The sequence below is a fragment of the Nocardioides sp. NPDC000445 genome, from assembly GCF_040300245.1.
Classification (GTDB): domain Bacteria; phylum Actinomycetota; class Actinomycetes; order Propionibacteriales; family Nocardioidaceae; genus Nocardioides.
The window spans coordinates 79,363-99,026 of sequence record NZ_JBEPDH010000007.1 but is presented as its reverse complement, the minus strand read 5'-3'; the positions used below and the strand labels follow the sequence as shown (position 1 = coordinate 99,026).

Here is a 19,664-nt window from a genome sequence, read left to right as displayed (position 1 = left end):
CACCGGAAGACCCGATCCCGTGATAGGCGCGGCCTATCAGGCGGCGAGAAGGCGAGAGGCCCTGCTGATCACCGCAGGCGGCTCACGTGTACCAGGTCGGCGCGGGGATCTCGCCGAGCAGCGCGTAGCGGCCCACCTCGGCCCGCTTGTGCGCGACCGGGTCGTGCAGCGAGTGGGTGCGGATGTTGCGCCAGAAGATGTCCAGCCCGACCTTGTTGGAGGTCGCCCTGGCACCGGTCAGGTCGTAGACCTTGGTGCCGATCTCCAGGCCGGCGTCGATCGCGACCTGCTTGGCCGCGGCGATCACGACCGCCGCCTCGCCGCGCTCCTGCTCGGTGACCTCGTCGGCGTGCGCGTTGATGGCCTCGATCAGGCCCGCCGCCCGCTCAGCCAGCGCCTGGGCCGCCCACAGCTTCGAGGTCAGGTCGCCGTACGTCTCCTGGATGTAGAACTCCTCGCTCCCCTTCTCCTTGACGTCTCCGGCGTAGGGCCAGGCGCGGGTCGTGTCGCGGGTGTAGGTCGCGGCGGTCGTCAGGGCACCCTCCGCAATCCCGAGGTAGAAGTTGGTGAAGATGAGCTGGATGATCGGCACGTTGAGGGTGTTGTAGACCCGCGGGACGAACTCGTACGTCCCGTCCTCCTGCTTCACATAGCCGGCCGCGGACTCCCAGGGGACGCGCACGCCGTTGATCTCGACGGCGCCGGACTCGGTGAGCCGCTGGCCGAGGTTGTCCCAGTCGCCGGCGAAGACGATGGCCTCCTGCTGGGTCGGGACGATCGCGAAGACATGCTTCTCGGTGCCTTCGATGACCCCCTCGAGAACGGTCAGGTCGGAGATCCGCCCGCCGGTCGAGAACGACTTGCGGCCGGTGAAGACGAGCTCGTCACCCTCGACCCTGATCACCAGGTCGTCGTCGCGCGGGTTGACCGCGCCGCCGAAGAAGAAGTTGTTCTCGGTGTAGAGCTGCTCGACGGCGGCGATCTGCTCCGGGGTGCCGACCAGCCGCGCCGCCCAGGCCCACAGGTAGTGGTAGCCGAGCAACTGCCCGATCGAGCCGTCGCCCGCCGCGACCGCCCGGACGACGCGCAGCGCGGTCGTCCAGTCCTGGCCGGCGCCGCCGTGCTCGGCGGGGCCGAGCAGGGTGACCAGGCCGCTCTCCTTGAGCAGGTTCACCTCGTACGTCGGGACCTGGTTGGCCCGGTCACGGGCGACCGCGTCCACGGAGAGCCTGGTGGCCACCTCGCGGGCACGGTCGACCCAGCCCTCCGGAGTCGTGGGTGCCGCGCCGAACTCCGCGGCGTTGCGTACAGCTTCGGTTGTCATCGCGCCCTCTCAGTCTTGCGTCGTGGATGTTTCTGTCTTTAATCGACCAAATTACTTGAGAATGAGCGGCGTGAGACAGGCTGGACGCCAGCCATCACCGATCACCCGCTCGGGATGACCGATCACCGACCGACGAAGAGGACAGCGTGAGGATCGAGCAGCTGGAGTACATCGCAGCCGTGACCCAGTACGGCTCGCTGCGCCGCGCGAGCGAGCAGCTCCACATCTCCCAGCCCGCCCTGAGCGAGGCGATCACGAAGCTCGAGCGCGAGCTCGGCGTGACCCTGCTCGACCGGCGCCGCGCCGGGGCCCGGATCAGCCGCGAGGGCCAGGAGCTGCTGCACTCCATGTCCGACGTCCTGGAGGCCGTCGACCGGCTCCGCCTGGCCGCCGGCGACCAGAGTGCCGGGGTGAGCTCGGTGCGGGTCGGCACGGTCCACGCCGGCACCTCGACCGTGCTGCTACCGACGTTGCGGAGATTCGCCGACGAGCACCCGCGCACGAGCGTCGAGGTGCGCACCATGGTGCAGGAAGACATCTACCTCGCCCTCGCCGAGGGCACCATCGACATCGGCCTGGTCAACCTGCTCGACGGCGACGACCTGCCGCCGACGGTCGAGGGCACCGTTCTTCTCCACGGACGGCCGATCGTGGTGCTGCCCGTCGGCCACCCGCTCGCGTCCCGCGACGAGATCACCGTCGAGGAGCTCCGCGAGGAGCCGTTCGTCGGCATGCGCTCGGGCTACCTGATGTACCGCTTCGCCCATCGCGTCTTCGGTCGCGACCTCCCCCACCACTGGCACGCCACCGACGGCGCCGAGATGGGCAAGATGATGGTCGGCGAGGGCCTCGGACTGACCCTGCTGCCCGACTACAGCGTCGTCGGCGACCCGCGCGAGACGGGCGGGCACATCACGGTACGTCCCCTCGCCGGGGACCGCTCGCGGGTGACGATGGTCGCGGCGCGACGGCACAACGCACGTACGACCTCGGGGGCGCGCAGTCTCCTGGACCTGCTCGCCGAGACGGCCGCCCGCTCTCAGCGCTCTCGGTCTCAGCGTTCTCGGTCTCAGCCCTCGGCCGGCTCGTAGCTCTGCACGAAATCGGTGAGCCGGGCGAGCTGGTCGGGGTCGGTGGTCGGGATGACGCCGTGACCGAGGTTGAAGACGTGGCTCTTGGCCGTACGTCCGGTCTCGAGGATCTTCCCGGCCTGCTCGAGCATCACCTCGGTGGGCGCGAAGACGAGGGCGGGGTCGAGGTTGCCCTGGACGCCGAAGCCGTCGCCGAGCTGGCCGATCGCCCAGTCCAGCGGCGTACGCCAGTCGACACCGACGACCTCGGCGCCCGCGCTGCCCATCAGCGGAAGGAGCATGGCGGAGTTGACGCCGAAGTGGATCCGCGGGACGCCGAGCTCGCCGATCCGGGTCAACACCTGGGCGGAGTAGGGCAGCACGTGGCGCTCGTAGTCGGCGGGCGTGCAGGCACCGGCCCAGGAGTCGAAGAGCTGCACCGCGGAGGCACCCGCGCGGACCTGGACCTCCAGGAACGCGCCGGAGATCCCGGCGATCTTGCGCATCAGGGCGTCCCACACGTCGGGGGCCCCGAACATGAGCGCCTTGGTCTTGGCGTACTCCTTCGAGGGGCCGCCCTCGACCAGGTAGGAGGCGACGGTGAACGGGGCGCCGGCGAAGCCGATCAGCGGGGTGCCGCCGTTGACGCTTCCGAGCTCGCCGACCAGGTTCTGGACGGCCTCGGTGATGTAGGTGACGTGCTCCGGGGTGAGGTCCGGGATCGCCTCCACGTCGGCCAGCGTGCGCACCGGATTCGCGATCACCGGGCCGACTCCGGGCTTGATGTCGAGGTCGACCCCGACCGCCTTCACTGGCAGCACGATGTCGGAGAAGAAGATGGCCGCGTCGACTCCGTAGCGGCGTACGGGCTGCAGGGTGATCTCGGTGATCAGGTCGGCGTCCTGGCAGGACTCCAGCATGCCGATGCCCTCGCGGACCTTGAGATATTCGGGCAGCGACCGGCCGGCCTGGCGCATGAACCACACCGGCGTACGGCTCGGCTTCTCTCCCCTGAGCGCCTGCAGGAACGGGGACGACGCGAGCGCGTCGGAGGGGTTCTCAGGAGGGTTCACGGCAGCCACTCGGCAATGGTCCCACCCGGCGCGGCGTGTACGCACATCGCGAATCGCGCAGAAGACATACCCTGTTCACATGGTCGTCCGTGGAGAGTCGCGTCCCGCCGCGGGACCGGAGACCGGTCCTGCCGTGTTCCGGTCCGCCGCGGAAGGGATGCGCGCCGCGACCTTCAGACCCGAGGTGCTGGCCGAGGAGATGCCGGCGCCCCAGCGGATCGCTCCGTACGCCGCGGCACTGTCCGCCGAGGTGACCGTCGGCGACGTCGACGTGGCGACCGGACGGCTGATCCTGCTGCACGACCCCGACGGCAACGATGCCTGGGGCACGGTGCACGGACTGCCCGGCACTTTCCGGCTGGTGGCCTACGCACGGGCCGACATCGACGTCGAGCACATCAGCGACCCGCTGCTCGGTGAGGTCGGCTGGTCCTGGCTCCTCGACGCGCTCTCCGGTCACGGCGCCGAGCACGTCGCCGCCGCCGGCACCGTGACCCGCGTCGCCACCGAGGCCTACGGCGGGATGGCCGATGAGGACGGCACCGCGCAGATCGAGATCCGCGCCTCCTGGACGCCGGTGGGAACGGCCTCGGGCGACCTGGACCTGCGACCACACACCGAGGCATGGGGCGAGCTGCTCTGCACGGCCGCGGGACTTCCTCCGGTGCCGGAGGGCGTCACCGTCATACCGAGCCGGCGAGGGCAGCGAGGCGTGTGATCGAACGTCAGCGAGTGACCCATCGGGCCAACACGCCGCCGCGTCCGTATCATGGCGCATGCGCGACGGAGGTGGCGGCGTGATCGAGGACAACACCGAGGCCGAGACAGGGCCGGACACACCAGAAGATGCTCCGGCGCCGCTGCTGACCCTGCGCGACGGGTTGCCTCCGGTGACCGACACCGACGAAGGCCTGGTCAAGGCCGCCGCGGCCATCGCCGCCGGCTCGGGTCCGGTCGGGATCGACGCCGAGCGCGCCTCCGGCTACCGCTACTCCAACCGCGCCTACCTCATCCAGCTGCGCCGCGAAGGCTCCGGGATCTGGCTGATCGACCCGATCGAGCTGTCCACGATGCAGCCGCTGGTCGACGCGCTCGAGGGCACCGAGTGGATCCTGCACGCCGCCACCCAGGACCTCCCCTGCCTCAGCGACCTCGGCCTGCACCCCTCCGCCCTGTTCGACACCGAGCTCGCGGGACGGCTGCTGGGCTATCCGCGCGTCGGGCTCGGCACCCTGGTCGAGACGGTGCTGGGCTTCACCATGCTCAAGGAGCACTCCGCGGCCGACTGGTCGACCCGGCCGCTGCCGGACGCCTGGCTCGAGTACGCCGCGCTCGACGTCGAAGTGCTCGTCGAGCTGCGCGACGCGCTGGCCGACGAGCTCGTCGCGCAGGGCAAGGAGGCCTGGGCCCGCCAGGAGTTCGACTGGCTGCGCGGGTTCGAGGCGCCGGTGCGTACGGATGCCTGGCGACGCACCTCAGGCATGCACCGCGTCCGCGGCCGCCGCGGGCTCGCTGCGGTGCGTGAGCTGTGGACCGAGCGCGACCGGATCGCGCAGCAGCGTGACGTCACCCCGAGCCGGATCATTCCCGATGCCGCGATCGTCGCCGCCGCGCAGGATCTCCCGCAGGACAAGGCCGCGCTGCTCGGGCTGAAGGGGTTCCACGGCCGTGGCGCCGAGCGCTACGCGACCTCCTGGGTGAAGGCGCTCAACCGCGCGGTCACGATGGACGAGGACGAGCTCCCGGTGCGGTCACCGCGCTCGGAGGGTCCTCCCCCGCCGCGCGCGTGGGCCGACAAGGATCCCGCAGCCGCCCGTCGTCTCACGCTGGCGCGCGAGTCCGTCAACGCCCTTGCCGAGGCCCGCAACCTCCCCGCCGAGAACCTGCTCACTCCCGACTTCCTGCGCCGCGCCATGTGGACACCCCCGAAGACCCGCGACCCCGGCGCTCTGCTCGACGGCATCATCGAGCTCCTCTCCGGCTTCGGCGCCCGCGGCTGGCAGATCGCCCTCACCGCCCCGCTCCTCACCGACGCCGTCCTCCACGCGGACATCGAGCCCTGACCCGTACGCCCGGCCGAGCCGTCACCCAGGACGGCCGAGCTGGCATCGCCCGTGACGGCTCGGGCGACGGGGGTGACGCCTCGGCAGCTAGGAGCTGGGCGAGATCGAGGGCGACGGGGAGGCCGCCGGCGTGGGCTGGGGGAAGACGGTCTTGGAGAGCTCGTCGATCTGGACCGCGTAGTCCTCGATCTGGTCGGGCTCGGTGACCGCGAAGGAGCCTCGGACCGCGACGGCGGCGACCTTCTGGAGCTGGGCGAGCTGGGTGGCCTCGGGGAGGACCTGCATGTCGCGCACGGTGTCGGTGAAGATCCGGGCGTTCTTGGGGTTGCGCTCGGGCTGGGTGAAGACCGGCGCGTAGCCGACCTCGGAGTTGACCGGCACGAAGTGGCCGGTGCGGACCATCTTCACGACCGACTCGGTCGAGATGAGGTAGGTGAGGAAGTCGGCGGTGGCATCGGGGTCGGCGGTCTCCGAGCCCATGCACAATCCGGCGTAGTCGCCGGTGGTGCCGTTGCCACCCGGCATCGGCATCACGTCCCACTCCATCGCGTCGGTCGCGCGCAGGTCCGAGACCAGCGAACGGTCACCGACCAGCGCCACCAGGCGGCCCTGCTTGAAGGCCTGGAACGGGGTGCGGCCGTTGAGGTCCTTCGCGGTGGCCAGCACGTTGGGCTGGGTCAGCGCCTCGACCAGGTCCTCGTACGCCCCGGCCGAGTCCTCCAGCGCGGTGGACGTCGGAGCCAGCGGCTCGTCGAAGAGGGTCGCGCCGGCGCCGGCGAGCCAGGGCATCAGCGCGGAGAGGTTCTGCTCGACGTAGGTGCCCCGGACACCCTTGTGGTGCTCGGCGGCGTACGTCATCGCCGAGCTGAACTGCTCGAGGGTCCAGCCACGCAGGGAGCCGTCGGCCCGCACGCTGGGGGTGGGCAGGCCCTCCTCCTTCATGGCGTCGAAGTCGAGCAGCCCGGTGTTGACGTAGACGACCTGCGGCGAGACCGAGTAGGGCATGCACTCGAGGCGGCGTTCGACGGAGAAGTCCTCCATCGCCTCGCGGGAGTACTTGTCGCCGAAGTCGACGTTGCGGGCCTCGAGCAGGGTGTCGACGGGCTGGATCCGCTTGTCCTCGGCGAACGCGGCGACGTCGGCACGCGGGGTGAGCACCACGTCGACCTTCTCGCCGCTGTTGACCGCCGCAGTGAGCTGGTCGGCGGTCGGCCAGGACTTCACCTCGACGGTGACGTTGGGGACCTCTTGGGTGTATTCGGCGGCCAGCTGCTTGTAGGTGTCGACCAGCGTCTTGTGGCCGGAGACCCCGAAGACGAGCTTCACCTCGGCAGGGGCCTTCGTCGTGGTGCTCGGCGAGGGCTTCGAGGCCGGGTCACCACCACCGCAGGCGGCGAGGGACGCCGAGAGAACCGTCACCAGAAGCGCCGTTGCCAGCCGCGTGCGCCGCACCATTTCCTCCATCTCAACACCAGGACCGGGTCTGTGATGCAACCACAGACCCGGTTTACCAGCGATTCACTTTACGATACGTACCTGGACACTTCCTGAGAATGCGCCCCGGGGGACCGGCTCAGGCGAGGTGATCGCGTGCGGCCTTGATCACATCATCGAAGATTTCCTTGGCCAGCACATCGCCCTCACGGCGTACGTCTGCGGGATCCATCCGGATCAGCCGGTCCAGGCGCACCTCGGAGGGTCGCCCCTGGCGGTCCCAGCCGCCGGTGCCGACATCCATCCAGTGCCGCCCGTGCCGCGCCTCCTGCGCCTCGTCGCGGTCGTGGTCCTTGCTGGTCAGCATCAGGCACAGGAGTACGCCGGCCTTCTGGCCGATCACGAGAACGGGCCGGTCCTTGCCCTGGGTCTCGTCGTCCTCGTAGGGCACCCAACCCCACACGACCTCGCCCGGGTCGGCGTTGCCGTCACCGATCTCGGGCTCGTAGGAGATGGCGCCCTCGCGCGCTGCGGGCTGGGTGTCGGTCACTACGGCTCCTTCGTCGGTGGCTGGCGTCATGGCCACCCAGCCGAGGTGCACCGAAAAAGATGATGAACACGCCGGACCGGGAGCGCCTCACGGCGCAAGGCCGCTCGAAGCGGCTGAAGTTGGGACCCGGGGCTGCCGCAGCCCGACGTGTTCGGCACCAGTGTAACGGTGCCCCCAACCTCCTCCGCATCAAAGCGAACAGGAGGCTACAACCTATCGCTACGGGCTGTTCCTCTGCAGTCAGATCAACCGCTGCTCGAGCTCGGCATGACCCGCCGCCTCGAGCTGTTCGGAGAGCTGCAGCATGTTGCGTACGTCCTTCGCGGCCGCGTCCGGGTCCAGGGCCGCCCGCCCGGCGGCGATGACACGGGAGAACGCGGCGGCGCGGAGGAGCACCACGGCGAAGTCGCTGCCGGCGATGCCGCGCAGCACCTCGTCGACCATCGCCTTGAGCTCCTCCGGGCCGGGAGGATCCGCGACCCCGGCCACGACCTGCGCGACCTGGGCCTTCGCCCGGCCGGCGTCGAACTCGCGCGCGGCGCCCACCGGGTCGGCGTAGACCCAGCTGCGGAGCAGGTAGAGGCGCCACAGGCAGCCGGCCAGCGACTCCGCCGGCGAGCTCGACCAGACCTCGGCGATCGTCTCGATGCCCTCGGACTCGGCCAGATGGAGGATCCGCTCGGCGACCGCCGGGTCGTCGCTGTCCCGCGCGCCACGTACGAGCGCCGTCGCCGCCGCGTCGGCCGCCTCCTGCACCAGGGCAGGGTCGTCGCCCCCGAGGAGGGAGTCGAAGAAGCCGTCCCCGGGACGCATCGGCGAATGGAACTCTCTGGACATCGGATTGAGCGTAGCGGCCGCCGCACGCATGTAACAGCGCTACCCGAGCAGCTTGCGGATCCGCGCGTCGGAGACCTTCTCGGCGGTGCCGAGATGCTGGGCCCAGAGCTGGACGCGGTACTCCTCGAGCATCCACCGCACCTGCCGCAGCCGCGGACCGGGCGGCCGTCCCTCGGCCAGTGCCTCGATCTGGTGCAGGTAGGCGTCCTGGAGCGACGCGATCCGGTCGTGGGTCGTCCGGTCGGCGCGCAGGTCGGCGTCGAGCTTGCGGCGGCGTTCGACGATGGCCTTCAGATAGGTCGGATACCGCCTGATCTGCTGGGCACCCGCCTCCGCGACGAACCCACGGTGCACCAGCCGGGCGAGCTGGTCCTTCATGTCGGTCAACGCCGGGAGCTGGAACATGTCGGCCCGCCCGGAGAGCGCCTTGTCGGTCTCGCGATACGCCTCGAGCGCCCGCATCACGTCGGCCAGGACCGCACGCACGGCCGCGACCAGGTCGGCCGGCGTGCCCGCGGCGGCCAGGACGGCGGCGTACGCCTCCTGCGTCCGCGGCAGCGGACGGGCATCGACCAGCTGGCGGACGACGGCGGCGCGGCAGTCCTCGACGAGCTCGGCGGCGCTCGGGTAGGGGGATCCGGCCAGCGCGAGCTTCTCCATGGTGGAGAGCCCGTCGACGACCTGCTTGGTGACGTCGGGCAGCGCCAGGAGCAGCAGGCGTACGACGCCGAGACGATGGCGCGCCTCGGCCTCCTCCGCGGATCCGGCGACGACGAGACCGACCGTCGCGCCCTCGTCGGAGAGGCACGGGAAGACCGTGACCTCATGACCGGCACGCTTCTCGGTCACCGTGGTGGCGATGTCCCCGAAGACCCAGCTCGTCTCGCCGGTTCGGGTGTGACCGGCCGACGCCGCGACCTCGGCGATGGCCGCCTTGAACTCGCCCTCGAGCGGCGCCTTGAGCGCGTCGAGGTCCTTGCCCTTCGCGGTCTCCTTGCCGTCCTCGCCGACGACTCGGTAGGTCGGCCGCAGGTGCTCGGGCACCTTGGCCCAGTCCCAGGCCTCGCGAGGGATGTGTACGCCCGCGGTCGAGCGCGCCCAGCGCTCCAGCGCGGTCAGCAGCGGCTCCTCCCCCGGCGGGGTCTCCTTCAGGAAGGCGCGCGCCTTGTCGGGGGCCGGCACGAAGCTGACCCGCAGCGGCTTGGGAAGCGACCGGATCAGCGCGGTCACCAGCTCCTCGCGCAGCCCCGGCACCAGCCAGGAGAAGTCGTCGGCGCCGACACGGTTGAGCGTGGCGACGGGTACGTCGATCGTCAGTCCGTCATCGGCCGCACCCGGCTCGAAGTGGTAGCTCAGCGAGAACGTGAGCGGCCCGGCGTCCCACTCGGCCGGGAAGTCGCTCTCGGTCACCTCCCCCGCGGCGTCGTTGGTGAGCATCGACAGCTCGAAGGTGAGCAGGTCGGGCGTCTCCCGCCGGGCCTGCTTCCACCACTGGTCGAAGTGGGCCCCGGAGACGATGGAGGCCGGCAGCCGGCGGTCGTAGAAGTCGAAGAGCGCGTGCTCGTCGACCACGATGTCGCGGCGCCGGGCTCGGTGCTCGAGCTCCTCGGCCTCCTCGACGAGCTTCGCGTTGTCGCGGAGGAAGCGGTGATTCGTACGCCACTCCCCGTAGACCAACGCATGCCGGATGAAGAGCTCCCGGCTCAGCTCGGGATCGATCTTGCCGAAGGCGACCGGACGGTCCGCGACCAGCGGGACCCCGTAGAGGGTCACCTTCTCCCGGGCCATCACCGAGGCCCGCTTCTGCGACCAGTGCGGCTCGGAGTAGGTGCGTTTGACCAGGTCACGACCGAGGCTCTCGGCCCACTCCGGCTTGATCGAGGCGTTCTGCCGGGCCCAGAGCCGGGAGGTCTCGACGAGCTCGGCGGACATCACGAACTGCGGGTTCTTCCGGTGCAGCGCCGACCCGGGGAAGATCGCGAACTTCGCGCCGCGGGCACCCTCGTACTCCCGCGGGCCCGGCCGGCGGCGATCACGTCCGGCCGCGGCCTCTGCGTTCTTGTCACGTTCTTCCAGCGCCCCGATGTGCGAGAGCAGCCCGGAGAGCAGCGCCTGATGGATCCCGTCGGCGTCGTAGGCGACCTTGTCCTCGCCTGCGTCTGCGCCGGCTTCGATGACGTCGCGGTGTCCCTTGCCGAGGTCGATCTTCATCTCCCGGCACACCTGGCGCAGCTGCGACTCCAGGTCCTGCCACTCGCGGACGCGTACGTAGTGCAGGAACTCCCGCTTGCACAGCCGCCGGAACGCGCTGGAGGAGAGCTCGTGCTGCTGCTGCTTGAGGTAACGCCACAGGTTGAGCCAGGTGAGGAAGTCGGAGGTCTCGTCCTTGAACCGCGCATGCAGCTGGTCGGCCTGCGCCTGCTCCTTGGGGTGGTCCTGCCCCGGCCGCTCACGCGGGTCCTGGAGCGAGAGCGCGGCGGCGACGACGATGACGTCGCGTACGCACCCGAGCCGCTCGGCCTCGAGCACCATCCGGGCCAGCCGCGGGTCGATCGGCAGCCTGGCCAGCCGCCGGCCCAGCTTGGTCAGCCGCTGCCCCCGCATCGCGCCGAGCTCCTCGAGCAGCTGTACGCCGGCGGTGATGTTGCGCCGGTCCGGAGCCTCCACGAACGGGAAGCGGGCGATGTCCCCCAGGCCGAGCGAAGCCATCTGCAGGATGACCGAGGCCAGATTGGTGCGCAGGATCTCCGGGTCGGTGAACTCCGGCCTTCCGAGATAGTCCTCCTCGGAGTAGAGCCGGATCGCGATGCCCGCCTCGACCCGGCCCGTACGTCCCGACCGCTGGTTGGCCGAGGCCTGCGAGATCGGCTCGATGGGCAGCCGCTGCACCTTGGTGCGGGCGGAGTAGCGCGAGATGCGGGCGACACCGGTGTCGACGACGTACTTGATCCCGGGGACCGTCAGCGAGGTCTCGGCGACGTTGGTGGCGAGCACGATCCGGCGGCCGGTGTGGGGCGAGAAGACGCGGTGCTGGTCGGCGGCCGACAACCGGGAGAACAACGGGATGATCTCGACGAGACCCGTTCCGGAGCGACCCTTGTTCAGCCCGAGCGCGTCGCCCAGAGCATCGGCGGCGTCCCGGATCTCGCGCTCACCGGGCAAGAAGACGAGGACGTCTCCGGGCCCTTCGGCGGAGAGCTCCTTGACCGCGTCGACGATGGCCTCGGTCTGGTCGCGGACGACGACCTCGCCCTCTTCGTCCTCCTCGGAGAGCTCCATCAGCGGGCGGTAGCGGACCTCGACCGGATAGGTGCGCCCGGAGACCTCGATGATCGGCGCCGGCTCGCCTGTCTTCACGTCGGAGAAGTGGGCCGCGAACCGCTCCGGGTCGATTGTCGCGGAGGTGATGATCAGCTTGAGATCGGGACGCCGCGGCAGCAGCCGGCGCAGGTAGCCCAGCAGGAAGTCGATGTTCAGCGACCGCTCGTGGGCCTCGTCGATGATGATCGTGTCGTAGCGGCGCAGGTCGCGGTCGCGCTGGAGCTCGGCGAGCAGGATGCCGTCGGTCATCAGCTTGATCCGCGAGGCGGCCGAGGACTTGTCCATGAACCGCACCTGATAGCCGACCAGGTCCCCGAGCTCGGTGCCCAGCTCGGACGCGATCCGCTCGGCCACCGAGCGTGCCGCGATCCGGCGCGGCTGGGTGTGCCCGATCAGGCCGGCCGACCCGCGCCCGAGCTCCAGGCAGATCTTGGGCAGCTGCGTCGTCTTCCCCGAGCCGGTCTCACCGGCGACGATCACGACCTGGTGGTCACGGATGGCCGCGGCGATGTCCTCGCGGCGCTGGGTGACCGGGAGCTCGGCAGGGTAGGTGATCGCCACGGAGACGGCGGCAGGCAGGTCGGTGGACATGAGGTCACCCATTCTCCCCCGGCGTACCCCTCGACCGCACATCGGTTTCTCGCAGAGCCCGGCCCGCCGGATGGCGGGGGCAGCCGATGTGATTCCCGCCACAGGCCGGGTACCGTGACCGGCGGCGCCGGGAGGAGGCTGGATCCACCCCCGTTCACCGAAGGAGCACCCCCATGACCGAGCAGACCGCCGACCAGATCTTCCCCGACACCCCCGTCCGACCGCCGTTCGATCCCGAGCTCGTGCCGGTCCTCGAAGCGGTACGCCAGGCCCTCCCGACCTTCACCGCGGAGAACCTCGCCGAGGTGAGGCAGCAGACCGCCGAGGGCTTCCCCGGCATGGACCCGGTCGACCTGACCGTCGGCGGCGCGGTCCAGGTCGAGGAGCGGCAGGTTCCCGGCCCCGAGGGCGCTCCGGACATCACCCTGCTGATCCTGAGGCCCACCGCCGAGGGCGCCCCGCGCCCGGCGGTCTACCACACCCACGGCGGCGGGATGGTGGTCGGCGACCGCAGCTTCGGCGTGGAGACCTTCCTGCCGCAGGTGGCCGAGGGCAACGCCGTGGTGGTCTCCGTCGAGTACCGTCTCGCCCCCGAGCACCCGGACCCGGCTCCCGTGGAAGACTGCTACGCCGGCCTCGTCTGGACGGCGAAGAACGCCGCGGAGCTCGGCATCGACCCCGAGCGCATCATCATCGCGGGAGCCAGCGCCGGTGGGGGTCTCGCCGCCGGCACGGCCCTGCTCGCCAGGGACCGGGCCTTCCCGAGGCTGAGCCACCAGATCCTCATCTGCCCGATGCTCGACGACCGCTTGGAGACCCACAGCAGCCGCATGCTCGACGAGGAGGGGGTCTGGGACCGCAACTCCAACCTGTTCGGCTGGACCGCGCTGCTCGGCGAGCGACGCGGCGGGCCGGACGTCTCGCCGTACGCAGCGCCGGCACGTGCCGAGGACCTCACCGGCCTCCCGCGGACCTACATCGACACCGGCTCGGCGGAGTCGTTCCGCGACGAGACGCTGACCTACGCGCGCCGGCTGTCGGAGGCCGGTGTCAGCGTCGACCTCCACATGTGGGGCGGCGGGTTCCACGGGTTCGACCTGATGGCCGCTCACACGGCGCTCTCCCGCGCCTCGGTCGCGACGCGTGAGGAGTTCATCCGCAGAGCGCTCGAGGCCTGATCCCCTGGCCCGCTCGCGTCCCGTGGGCAATAGTGGCGGGGGGAGGTTCCAGGTGCGAGATCTGATCGGCAAGCTCGAGGTGGTCGATGACGACGCGGCCAGTGCGCTGCGCGTCATCGACCACTTCGACCGGCTCGTGGACGAACGGACGTCGACCGCCGCGGTCGTGCGCGCCGCGGCGGCGCTGGCCGGCTCCCCCGCGGGACTCCACGACGCCGCGCGGGGCCTCGTCAAGCGGTTCGCGGCCGACGGCCGCGCGCTGCCCGGTGAGGCCGAGGGCGGCTGGCGCCACGAGCCGATCCCCGGACAGCCCGGCTCCTGGCTCTGGCTCGAGCGCACCGGGGGCGACGGCCCGCTCGACGCGCTCATCCTCGAGCGCGCCGCCCGCGCCCTGCAGGCGCTCAGCACGGGCTCGTCCGATCCCTCGACGAGCGGGCTGGTCAGGATCGCGTGCGACCCCGACGCGACCGACGCCGACCGTCGCGACGCGGTCGCCCGGCTCGGCCTGAGCGGCCCCGTCACGGTCGTGCTGAGCACCTCGGCCCACCTCCGAGCGACGTTGATCAGCACGGTCGGCGCGCTGGTGGTCGCGCTGCTTCCCGGCACGCCCACCATCCCGGAGGGCGTCCGCGCGGGGGCCGCCGTCGCCCCCGACCCGCTGCAGCTGCCGGCCGCGCTGGAGCAGGCACGTACGGCTCTCCGGCTCGCCGCCGACGTGGGCGGTCTCGCGCCCGCGATGGTCCGCTACGACGACCTCGGGGCACTTGCCGTCATCGCCGAGCGGATCAGCGCCGACGAGGCGGCGGGCGTGGGTGACGTACGACGTCTGGATGAGCTGCTCGCCGGACATCCGTGGGTCGTGGACACACTCCACGCGGTGCTCGACCAGCCGAGTCTCAGGCAGTCGGCCGCGATGCTCCATGTGCACCATTCGACCCTGCAGGAGCGGCTGACCTGGCTGAGCGGACAGCTCGGCTACGCGCCCACCAAGGGGCGTGGACGGCAGCGCGCGGCGGTCACGCTGCTGCTGTGGCGTGTGGCCCACGGCACCGAACAGCAGGTCGTGGGCGATCCGCACTAGGCGGGTCTTGGTCCGGGCACCTAGATTATGTCCCCATGACCGGGGAGCCGAGCGAGACCGAGGTCCAGGATGCGCTGCGTGCGCTCCGAGGAGAGGACGACACCCTCAACGAGCGGTCGGTGCAGACCGCTCTCGACCTCCATCGGCTGCGCGATGCGCTGACCCGGTTCGGCGACGACGAGCCGTCCGGCGACACCAAACCGGCGCGGGACAGGTTCCGACTCTGAGTCGAAATCGGCCAATGGGTGGGACGCCGAGTTACGTACGGGATTTCAAGAGGGTTACCGTTGCTGATCGTGACCGAATCTCTAACAGTGCGTGACAACCGCACCGGGGTGGAGTACGACATCCCGATCACCGACGGCACCATCCGCGCCGCCGACCTGGGGAAGATCAAGGCCGCTGACCCGGCCACCGACGAAGAAGGTCCTGGCCTGGCCGTCTATGACCCCGGCTTCGTCAACACCGCTTCTTGCCGATCTTCCGTCACCTTCATCGACGGTGACAAGGGCGTGCTCGAGTATCGGGGCTATCCCATCGAGCAGCTCGCCGAGAAGTCGAGCTTCCTCGAGGTCTCCTATCTCCTGGTCCACGGCGCGCTGCCGACCAAGGAGGAGTACGACGCGTGGGTGCACGAGATCACCTTCCACACGTTCGTGCACGAGAACATCAAGGAGTTCATGCAGGGCTTCCGCTATGACGCCCACCCGATGGGCATGCTCATGGCGTCGGTCGGTGCGATGTCGACGTTCTACCCGGACGCCGCGAACATCTCCGACCCCGACAACCGTCGCCTGCAGATCATCCGGCTGATCGCCAAGATGCCGACGCTGGGCGCGTGGGCGTTCCGGCACGCGCAGGGCAAGCCGTACGTCTACCCGGACAACGACCTGTCCTACACCGGCAACTTCCTCTCCATGCTCTTCAAGATGAGCGAGAGCAAGTACGCCTCGGACGACCGCATCGAGAAGGCGCTCGACACGCTCTTCATCCTGCACGCCGACCACGAGCAGAACGCCTCGGCCAACGCCGTCCGCAGCGTGGGCTCGACCCAGGTCGACCCCTACTCCTCGGTGGCTGCCGGCGTCGGCGCCCTCTTCGGCCCGCTCCACGGCGGCGCCAACGAGGCCGTGCTCCGGATGCTGCGCCGCATCGGCAAGGTGGAGAACATCCCCGCCTTCATCGAGGGCGTCAAGGCCGGCAACGAGCGGCTGATGGGCTTCGGCCACCGGGTCTACAAGAACTACGACCCGCGCGCGACGATCATCAAGCAGCAGGCGCTCAACGTCTTCGAGGTCACGGGCACCAACCCGCTGCTCAACATCGCGATGGAGCTGGAGAAGATCGCGCTCGAGGACGAGTACTTCGTCAAGCGCAAGCTCTACCCGAACGTCGACTTCTACTCCGGCCTGATCTACGAGGCCCTGGAGTTCCCGCCGGAGATGTTCACCGTGCTGTTCGCCATCGGGCGTACGCCGGGCTGGCTCTCCCAGTGGCTGGAGCTCGTCCAGGACAAGGAGCAGAAGATCGCTCGTCCGAAGCAGATCTACACCGGCGAGCGCGGACTCACCTTCGTCCCGCGCGACGTTCGCTGGAAGTGAGCGTCCCCGACACGCAGACCCCGTCCACCCCCGTGGTGGACGGGGTTGTCTGGGATTTCGGGAACGTTCTGATCCGCTGGGACCCGCTCCCGGCGATCGCAGCCGGAGTCGGGGACGCCGATGCCCGCAGGTTCATGGAGTCCTTCGACTTCGGGTCGTGGAACCACGTCCAGGACGCCGGCCGCACCTGGGCCCAGGCACTCACGGTCCTCGAGGAGGCGGCGCCCGAGTGGCTCGCGGCCGGAGCGGCGTACGTCGACAACTTCCCGCTCTCCCTGCTCGGCCCGGTCCCCGGCACCCATGAGATGGTCCGCGAGCTCGCCGCGGCCGGGGTCCCCCAGCTCGGACTGACCAACTGGTCGGCCGAGCTCTATCCGCATGCCCCGTCGACGTACGACGTGATCGAGCTGCTCGGCGACGTCGTCGTCTCCGGCGAGGTGCGCCTGGCCAAGCCCGACCCGGCGATCTACCGGCTCGTCGCCGAGCGCGCCGGGAAGCCCTTGGACCGGCTGGTGTTCATCGACGACAGCGTCGCCAACGTGGCCGCCGCCGCCGCGCTGGGCATGCACGCGATCCAGTTCACCGGGGCCGAGAAGCTCCGCAAGGACCTGGTCGCGCTCGGCCTCCCGCTCTAGGGGGCCTGGTCGGGCGCGCGCTCCAGACGGCGTACGCCCGCGAAGGAGAACGACAGCAGGGCGCTGCCGGAGATCACCGCGGCGACCACGAGCAGCCAGGTGTCGAAGCCCACCGCGACAGCGACCGGGCCGACGAGCGCGAGCCCCACGGGGCGGGCGACGAACGAGCCGACGATGTCGAAGGAGTAGACCCGGGAGAGCTTCTCCTCGGGGATCTCCTGCTGGATCGCGATCTGCCAGAAGATGTCGAAGACCTGCAGGCCGAACCCGTGCAGGAACGCGCCCAGGAGGATCGGCCAGAGCGTGTCGGAGACCGCCATCGAGATCGGGAAGAGACCGGTCATCGCGAGGAAGAACACGCCCACCGAGAGCAGCCGGCGCGGGCGGAACCTCAGGCAGAACAGGCCGCCGACGAAGAAGCCGGCCATCAGGGCGGCGAGCGCGAAGCCCCACGAGGCCCGGCCGATGCCCTCGCCGACCACGATCGGGCCGAGCACGCTGTGCGCCCCCGACCAGAACAGGTGGTAGAGCAGCGCCTGCAGGATGAGGAACCACAGCCACGAGTGCCGCATCACCTCGCGGAAGCCCTCGGCCAGGTCGCCGAGCATCGACGCCTTGTGGGGCGGGCGCTCATGGGGCACCCGCATGCCGGCGTACGCGACGGCCGCGACGGCGAAGGTGAGCGCGTCGACCGTGATCGCCCAGCCGGGACCGACGGCCGCGACGAGCACCCCGCCGAGGGCGTAGCCGATGGTCGAGGCGGTGGTCTGGAGCAGCGACCGGAGCGAGACGGCGGCGCCGAGGTCCTCCGCGGGCACGACGACCTTGGTCATCGCCATCGCGGAGGGCTGGTTGAGCGCGGCGACGATGCCCGCGAGCCCGCCCATCACCGCGATCGACGGGATCGTCGCGATCCCGAGGATCACCGTCGCAGCCAGCGCACCGGTCACGACGGCGCTGATCGCCGCCGTGCCCTCCATCATGAGCTTGCGCGAGACCCGGTCGCCGAGCACTCCCCCGGCCAGCGTGGTCACCACCTGGCAGGTCGCGAAGACGGCCTCCACGATGCCCAGCTGGGTGACGGTCCCGCCGAGGTCGAGCACGGCGAACGCCAGCGCGATCGGCGTGATCGCGTTGCCCAGCGACGAGGATGCCGTCCCGGTCACGAGCCGGCGGAAGTTGCGGTGCCTCAGCGGCGACCGACGCTGGGTCGGTGGCGGGCTCTGCGGTTCGGTCGTGGCGGTCATGATCCCAAAATACTTCGCCGACGAATTATTCGTCAACGAATTATCAGTGAGCGAAGGGTAAGGTCGAGCCATGTCCGACCCGAGACCCTCCGACACGTTCGACGGCGACCTCAACGAAGACGCTGCCGACCGTCACGTCGCCCGCTGGCGTGACCACTGGATCGACATCGACTTCGACGACGAGATCGAGGCGATCACCGTACGCATCGGCCGCATCTCGAAGTTCTTCAACGACGCTCGTGCCGACGCGGCGAGCGCGGTCGGGCTCGCCGACTTCGAGTACATGACACTGCACGAGCTGATGATCCGTGACACCCCTGGACACGCCTCCCCCACGACGCTCGCGAAGGATCTGGGGATCAGCCCGGCCGGGATGACGGGCCGGCTCGACAGCATGGAGAAGGCCGGGTGGGTGCGGCGTACGGCCTCGGTGGAGGACCGTCGCAAGATCAGCGTCGAGGCGACCAAGGCAGGCATCGAGATCTGGCGACGGGCGATGGACCTGCGGGGCGAGGCCGAGACCAGACTGCTGGAGACGCTGAGCCCGGAGCGGCGTACGGAGCTGGCGGTTCTGCTCAAGCAGGTGACCCTGCGGATCGAGGCCGAGTAGGGCTGCGCGGATCTGCGTACGCCGCGGTCGCCGGTGAGCGGATCCGCTCACGCTCCGCCAGGACCAGCCTGGAGGCATGACCACCACACCTGAGACCAGACCCTTCCGCTTCGGCGTCGTCGCAGCTCTGGCGCCCACGGGTGCCGCCTGGAGCGACCTCGCCCGCCGCGTCGAGAGCGCGGGCTACGACACGCTCGTCATGCCGGACAACGTGTCCTTCGGCCACGCCGTCTTCCCCGCCCTGGCGGCCGCCGCGGCGGTGACCACGAGGCTCCGCGTGGGGACGTACGTCCTGGCCAACGACTTCCGCCACCCCGTCCAGGTCGCCAAGGAGTCGGCCACGCTCGCCGTGCTCTCGGGCGGCCGCTTCGAGCTGGGCCTCGGCGCCGGGCGCCCCGACTCGGCTCGGGAGAACGCGATGCTGGGGCTGCGCTTCGACCGGCCAGGCGTACGTATCGACCGCCTCGTGGAGTCGATCGACATCATCAAGAGGCTCCTGGCCGGTGAGACCGTCACCGTCGACGGACCCCACCACCGGACTGTCGAAGCCTCGGTGCTCCCCTACGGGACCGCACCCCAGCAGGTGCCGATCCTCATCGCCGGCGGCGGTCCTCGGATGCTGCGGATCGCAGGCGAGCATGCCGACATCGCCGCTCTCGGGGTCCCCTTCGACGCCGAGGAGTCAGCAGTACGCACAGCCGTCTATCAGGTACGCTCCGCCGACCGCCCCGACGGCGGCACCGCCGAGCTCAACATGAACCTGATGGCCGTGGGCGACGCAGTTCCGCGCTATCTGGCAGGACGGCTCGACCCCGCCGCGCTCGCCGCGCAGGGTGCCGTCGGCGTCGTCAGCGGCTCTGCTGAGGAGATGGCCGACCAGCTCCGCGAGCGCCGGGAGCGGCTGGGCATCTCCTACGTCCTGGTCGGCGACGAGCTGATGGAGGCTTTCGCCCCGGTCGTCGGTCTTCTCGCCGGATCCTGAGGCATCTCTTCGAGACCGCATAGCCCAGTCTCAGCAGGTTCACAGCGACGCTGAGCACACTGAATGA

General features: G+C 70.2%; 17 protein-coding genes. 10 read left to right on the top strand and 7 right to left on the bottom strand.

Features of this window, described 5'->3' with window-relative positions:
- Positions 1-82: 82 nt before the first annotated feature.
- Positions 83-1,324 (bottom strand): acyl-CoA dehydrogenase family protein, encoded by a 1,242-nt coding sequence (locus ABT304_RS11425; protein WP_350715217.1) that lies wholly within the window; start codon positions 1,322-1,324, stop codon positions 83-85.
- Positions 1,325-1,470: 146 nt separating this feature from the next.
- Here ABT304_RS11425 and ABT304_RS11420 point away from each other — a divergent pair, with 146 nt between their 5' ends.
- Complete coding sequence (locus tag ABT304_RS11420) at positions 1,471-2,415, top strand: LysR family transcriptional regulator (protein WP_350715216.1); 945 nt, start codon at positions 1,471-1,473, stop codon at positions 2,413-2,415.
- Here ABT304_RS11420 and hemE read toward each other — a convergent pair.
- On the bottom strand, positions 2,394-3,476 hold the full coding sequence (gene hemE, locus ABT304_RS11415) for a uroporphyrinogen decarboxylase (protein ID WP_350715214.1): 1,083 nt from the start codon (positions 3,474-3,476) through the stop codon (positions 2,394-2,396). The genes ABT304_RS11420 and hemE overlap by 22 nt on opposite strands.
- Positions 3,477-3,546: 70 nt before the next feature.
- On the opposite strand from hemE, the gene ABT304_RS11410 reads away from it, so the two are divergent.
- Both ABT304_RS11410 and ABT304_RS11405 read left to right on the top strand, forming a co-directional pair.
- Positions 3,547-4,185, top strand: a complete 639-nt coding sequence (locus ABT304_RS11410; protein WP_160027100.1) for a DUF3000 domain-containing protein — start codon at positions 3,547-3,549, stop codon at positions 4,183-4,185.
- Between the two features lie 58 nt (positions 4,186-4,243).
- Positions 4,244-5,530: an HRDC domain-containing protein gene (locus tag ABT304_RS11405; RefSeq protein ID WP_350715212.1), complete on the top strand. Its 1,287-nt coding sequence runs from the start codon at positions 4,244-4,246 to the stop codon at positions 5,528-5,530.
- An 87-nt stretch (positions 5,531-5,617) separates the two neighbouring features.
- Here ABT304_RS11405 and ABT304_RS11400 read toward each other — a convergent pair whose 3' ends face one another.
- The 4 genes from ABT304_RS11400 to hrpA all read right to left on the bottom strand — a co-directional run bounded on the left by ABT304_RS11400 (position 5,618) and on the right by hrpA (position 12,263).
- On the bottom strand, positions 5,618-6,949 hold the full coding sequence (locus tag ABT304_RS11400; protein WP_160027098.1) for an ABC transporter substrate-binding protein: 1,332 nt from the start codon (positions 6,947-6,949) through the stop codon (positions 5,618-5,620).
- A gap of 154 nt (positions 6,950-7,103) precedes the next feature.
- Positions 7,104-7,514 (bottom strand): type II toxin-antitoxin system PemK/MazF family toxin, encoded by a 411-nt coding sequence (locus ABT304_RS11395; RefSeq protein ID WP_350715211.1) that lies wholly within the window; start codon positions 7,512-7,514, stop codon positions 7,104-7,106.
- A 240-nt stretch (positions 7,515-7,754) separates the two neighbouring features.
- Positions 7,755-8,351 (bottom strand): hypothetical protein, encoded by a 597-nt coding sequence (locus ABT304_RS11390; protein WP_350715210.1) that lies wholly within the window; start codon positions 8,349-8,351, stop codon positions 7,755-7,757.
- A gap of 39 nt (positions 8,352-8,390) precedes the next feature.
- Positions 8,391-12,263: an ATP-dependent RNA helicase HrpA gene (gene hrpA, locus ABT304_RS11385; RefSeq protein WP_350715209.1), complete on the bottom strand. Its 3,873-nt coding sequence runs from the start codon at positions 12,261-12,263 to the stop codon at positions 8,391-8,393.
- 173 nt (positions 12,264-12,436) lie between these two features.
- Between hrpA and ABT304_RS11380 the strand changes: the two genes are divergently transcribed.
- From ABT304_RS11380 to ABT304_RS11360, 5 genes are all read left to right on the top strand, one after another.
- Positions 12,437-13,441: an alpha/beta hydrolase gene (locus ABT304_RS11380; protein ID WP_350715207.1), complete on the top strand. Its 1,005-nt coding sequence runs from the start codon at positions 12,437-12,439 to the stop codon at positions 13,439-13,441.
- 52 nt (positions 13,442-13,493) lie between these two features.
- Positions 13,494-14,522, top strand: a complete 1,029-nt coding sequence (locus tag ABT304_RS11375; RefSeq protein ID WP_350715206.1) for a helix-turn-helix domain-containing protein — start codon at positions 13,494-13,496, stop codon at positions 14,520-14,522.
- Between the two features lie 35 nt (positions 14,523-14,557).
- Positions 14,558-14,749 carry a hypothetical protein gene (locus tag ABT304_RS11370; protein ID WP_091052443.1) on the top strand — a complete coding sequence of 64 codons (192 nt, stop codon included), beginning with the start codon at positions 14,558-14,560 and terminating at the stop codon, positions 14,747-14,749.
- 69 nt (positions 14,750-14,818) lie between these two features.
- Positions 14,819-16,123 (top strand): citrate synthase, encoded by a 1,305-nt coding sequence (locus tag ABT304_RS11365; protein WP_350715204.1) that lies wholly within the window; start codon positions 14,819-14,821, stop codon positions 16,121-16,123.
- Positions 16,120-16,758: an HAD-IA family hydrolase gene (locus ABT304_RS11360; RefSeq protein WP_350715202.1), complete on the top strand. Its 639-nt coding sequence runs from the start codon at positions 16,120-16,122 to the stop codon at positions 16,756-16,758. The genes ABT304_RS11365 and ABT304_RS11360 overlap by 4 nt, the downstream gene beginning before the upstream one ends.
- On the opposite strand, the gene ABT304_RS11355 is transcribed toward ABT304_RS11360, so the two are convergent.
- A complete protein-coding gene (locus ABT304_RS11355) occupies positions 16,755-18,005 on the bottom strand; it encodes an MFS transporter (RefSeq protein ID WP_350715200.1) in 1,251 nt (416 codons plus the stop codon). The two genes, ABT304_RS11360 and ABT304_RS11355, sit on opposite strands and share 4 nt — an antisense overlap.
- A gap of 70 nt (positions 18,006-18,075) precedes the next feature.
- Between ABT304_RS11355 and ABT304_RS11350 the strand changes: the two genes are divergently transcribed.
- Together ABT304_RS11350 and ABT304_RS11345 are read left to right on the top strand one after the other, a co-directional pair.
- A complete protein-coding gene (locus tag ABT304_RS11350) occupies positions 18,076-18,615 on the top strand; it encodes a MarR family winged helix-turn-helix transcriptional regulator (RefSeq protein ID WP_350715198.1) in 540 nt (179 codons plus the stop codon).
- Positions 18,616-18,691: 76 nt separating this feature from the next.
- Positions 18,692-19,597: a TIGR03621 family F420-dependent LLM class oxidoreductase gene (locus ABT304_RS11345; protein WP_350715196.1), complete on the top strand. Its 906-nt coding sequence runs from the start codon at positions 18,692-18,694 to the stop codon at positions 19,595-19,597.
- The last annotated feature ends 67 nt before the right edge of the window (positions 19,598-19,664 follow it).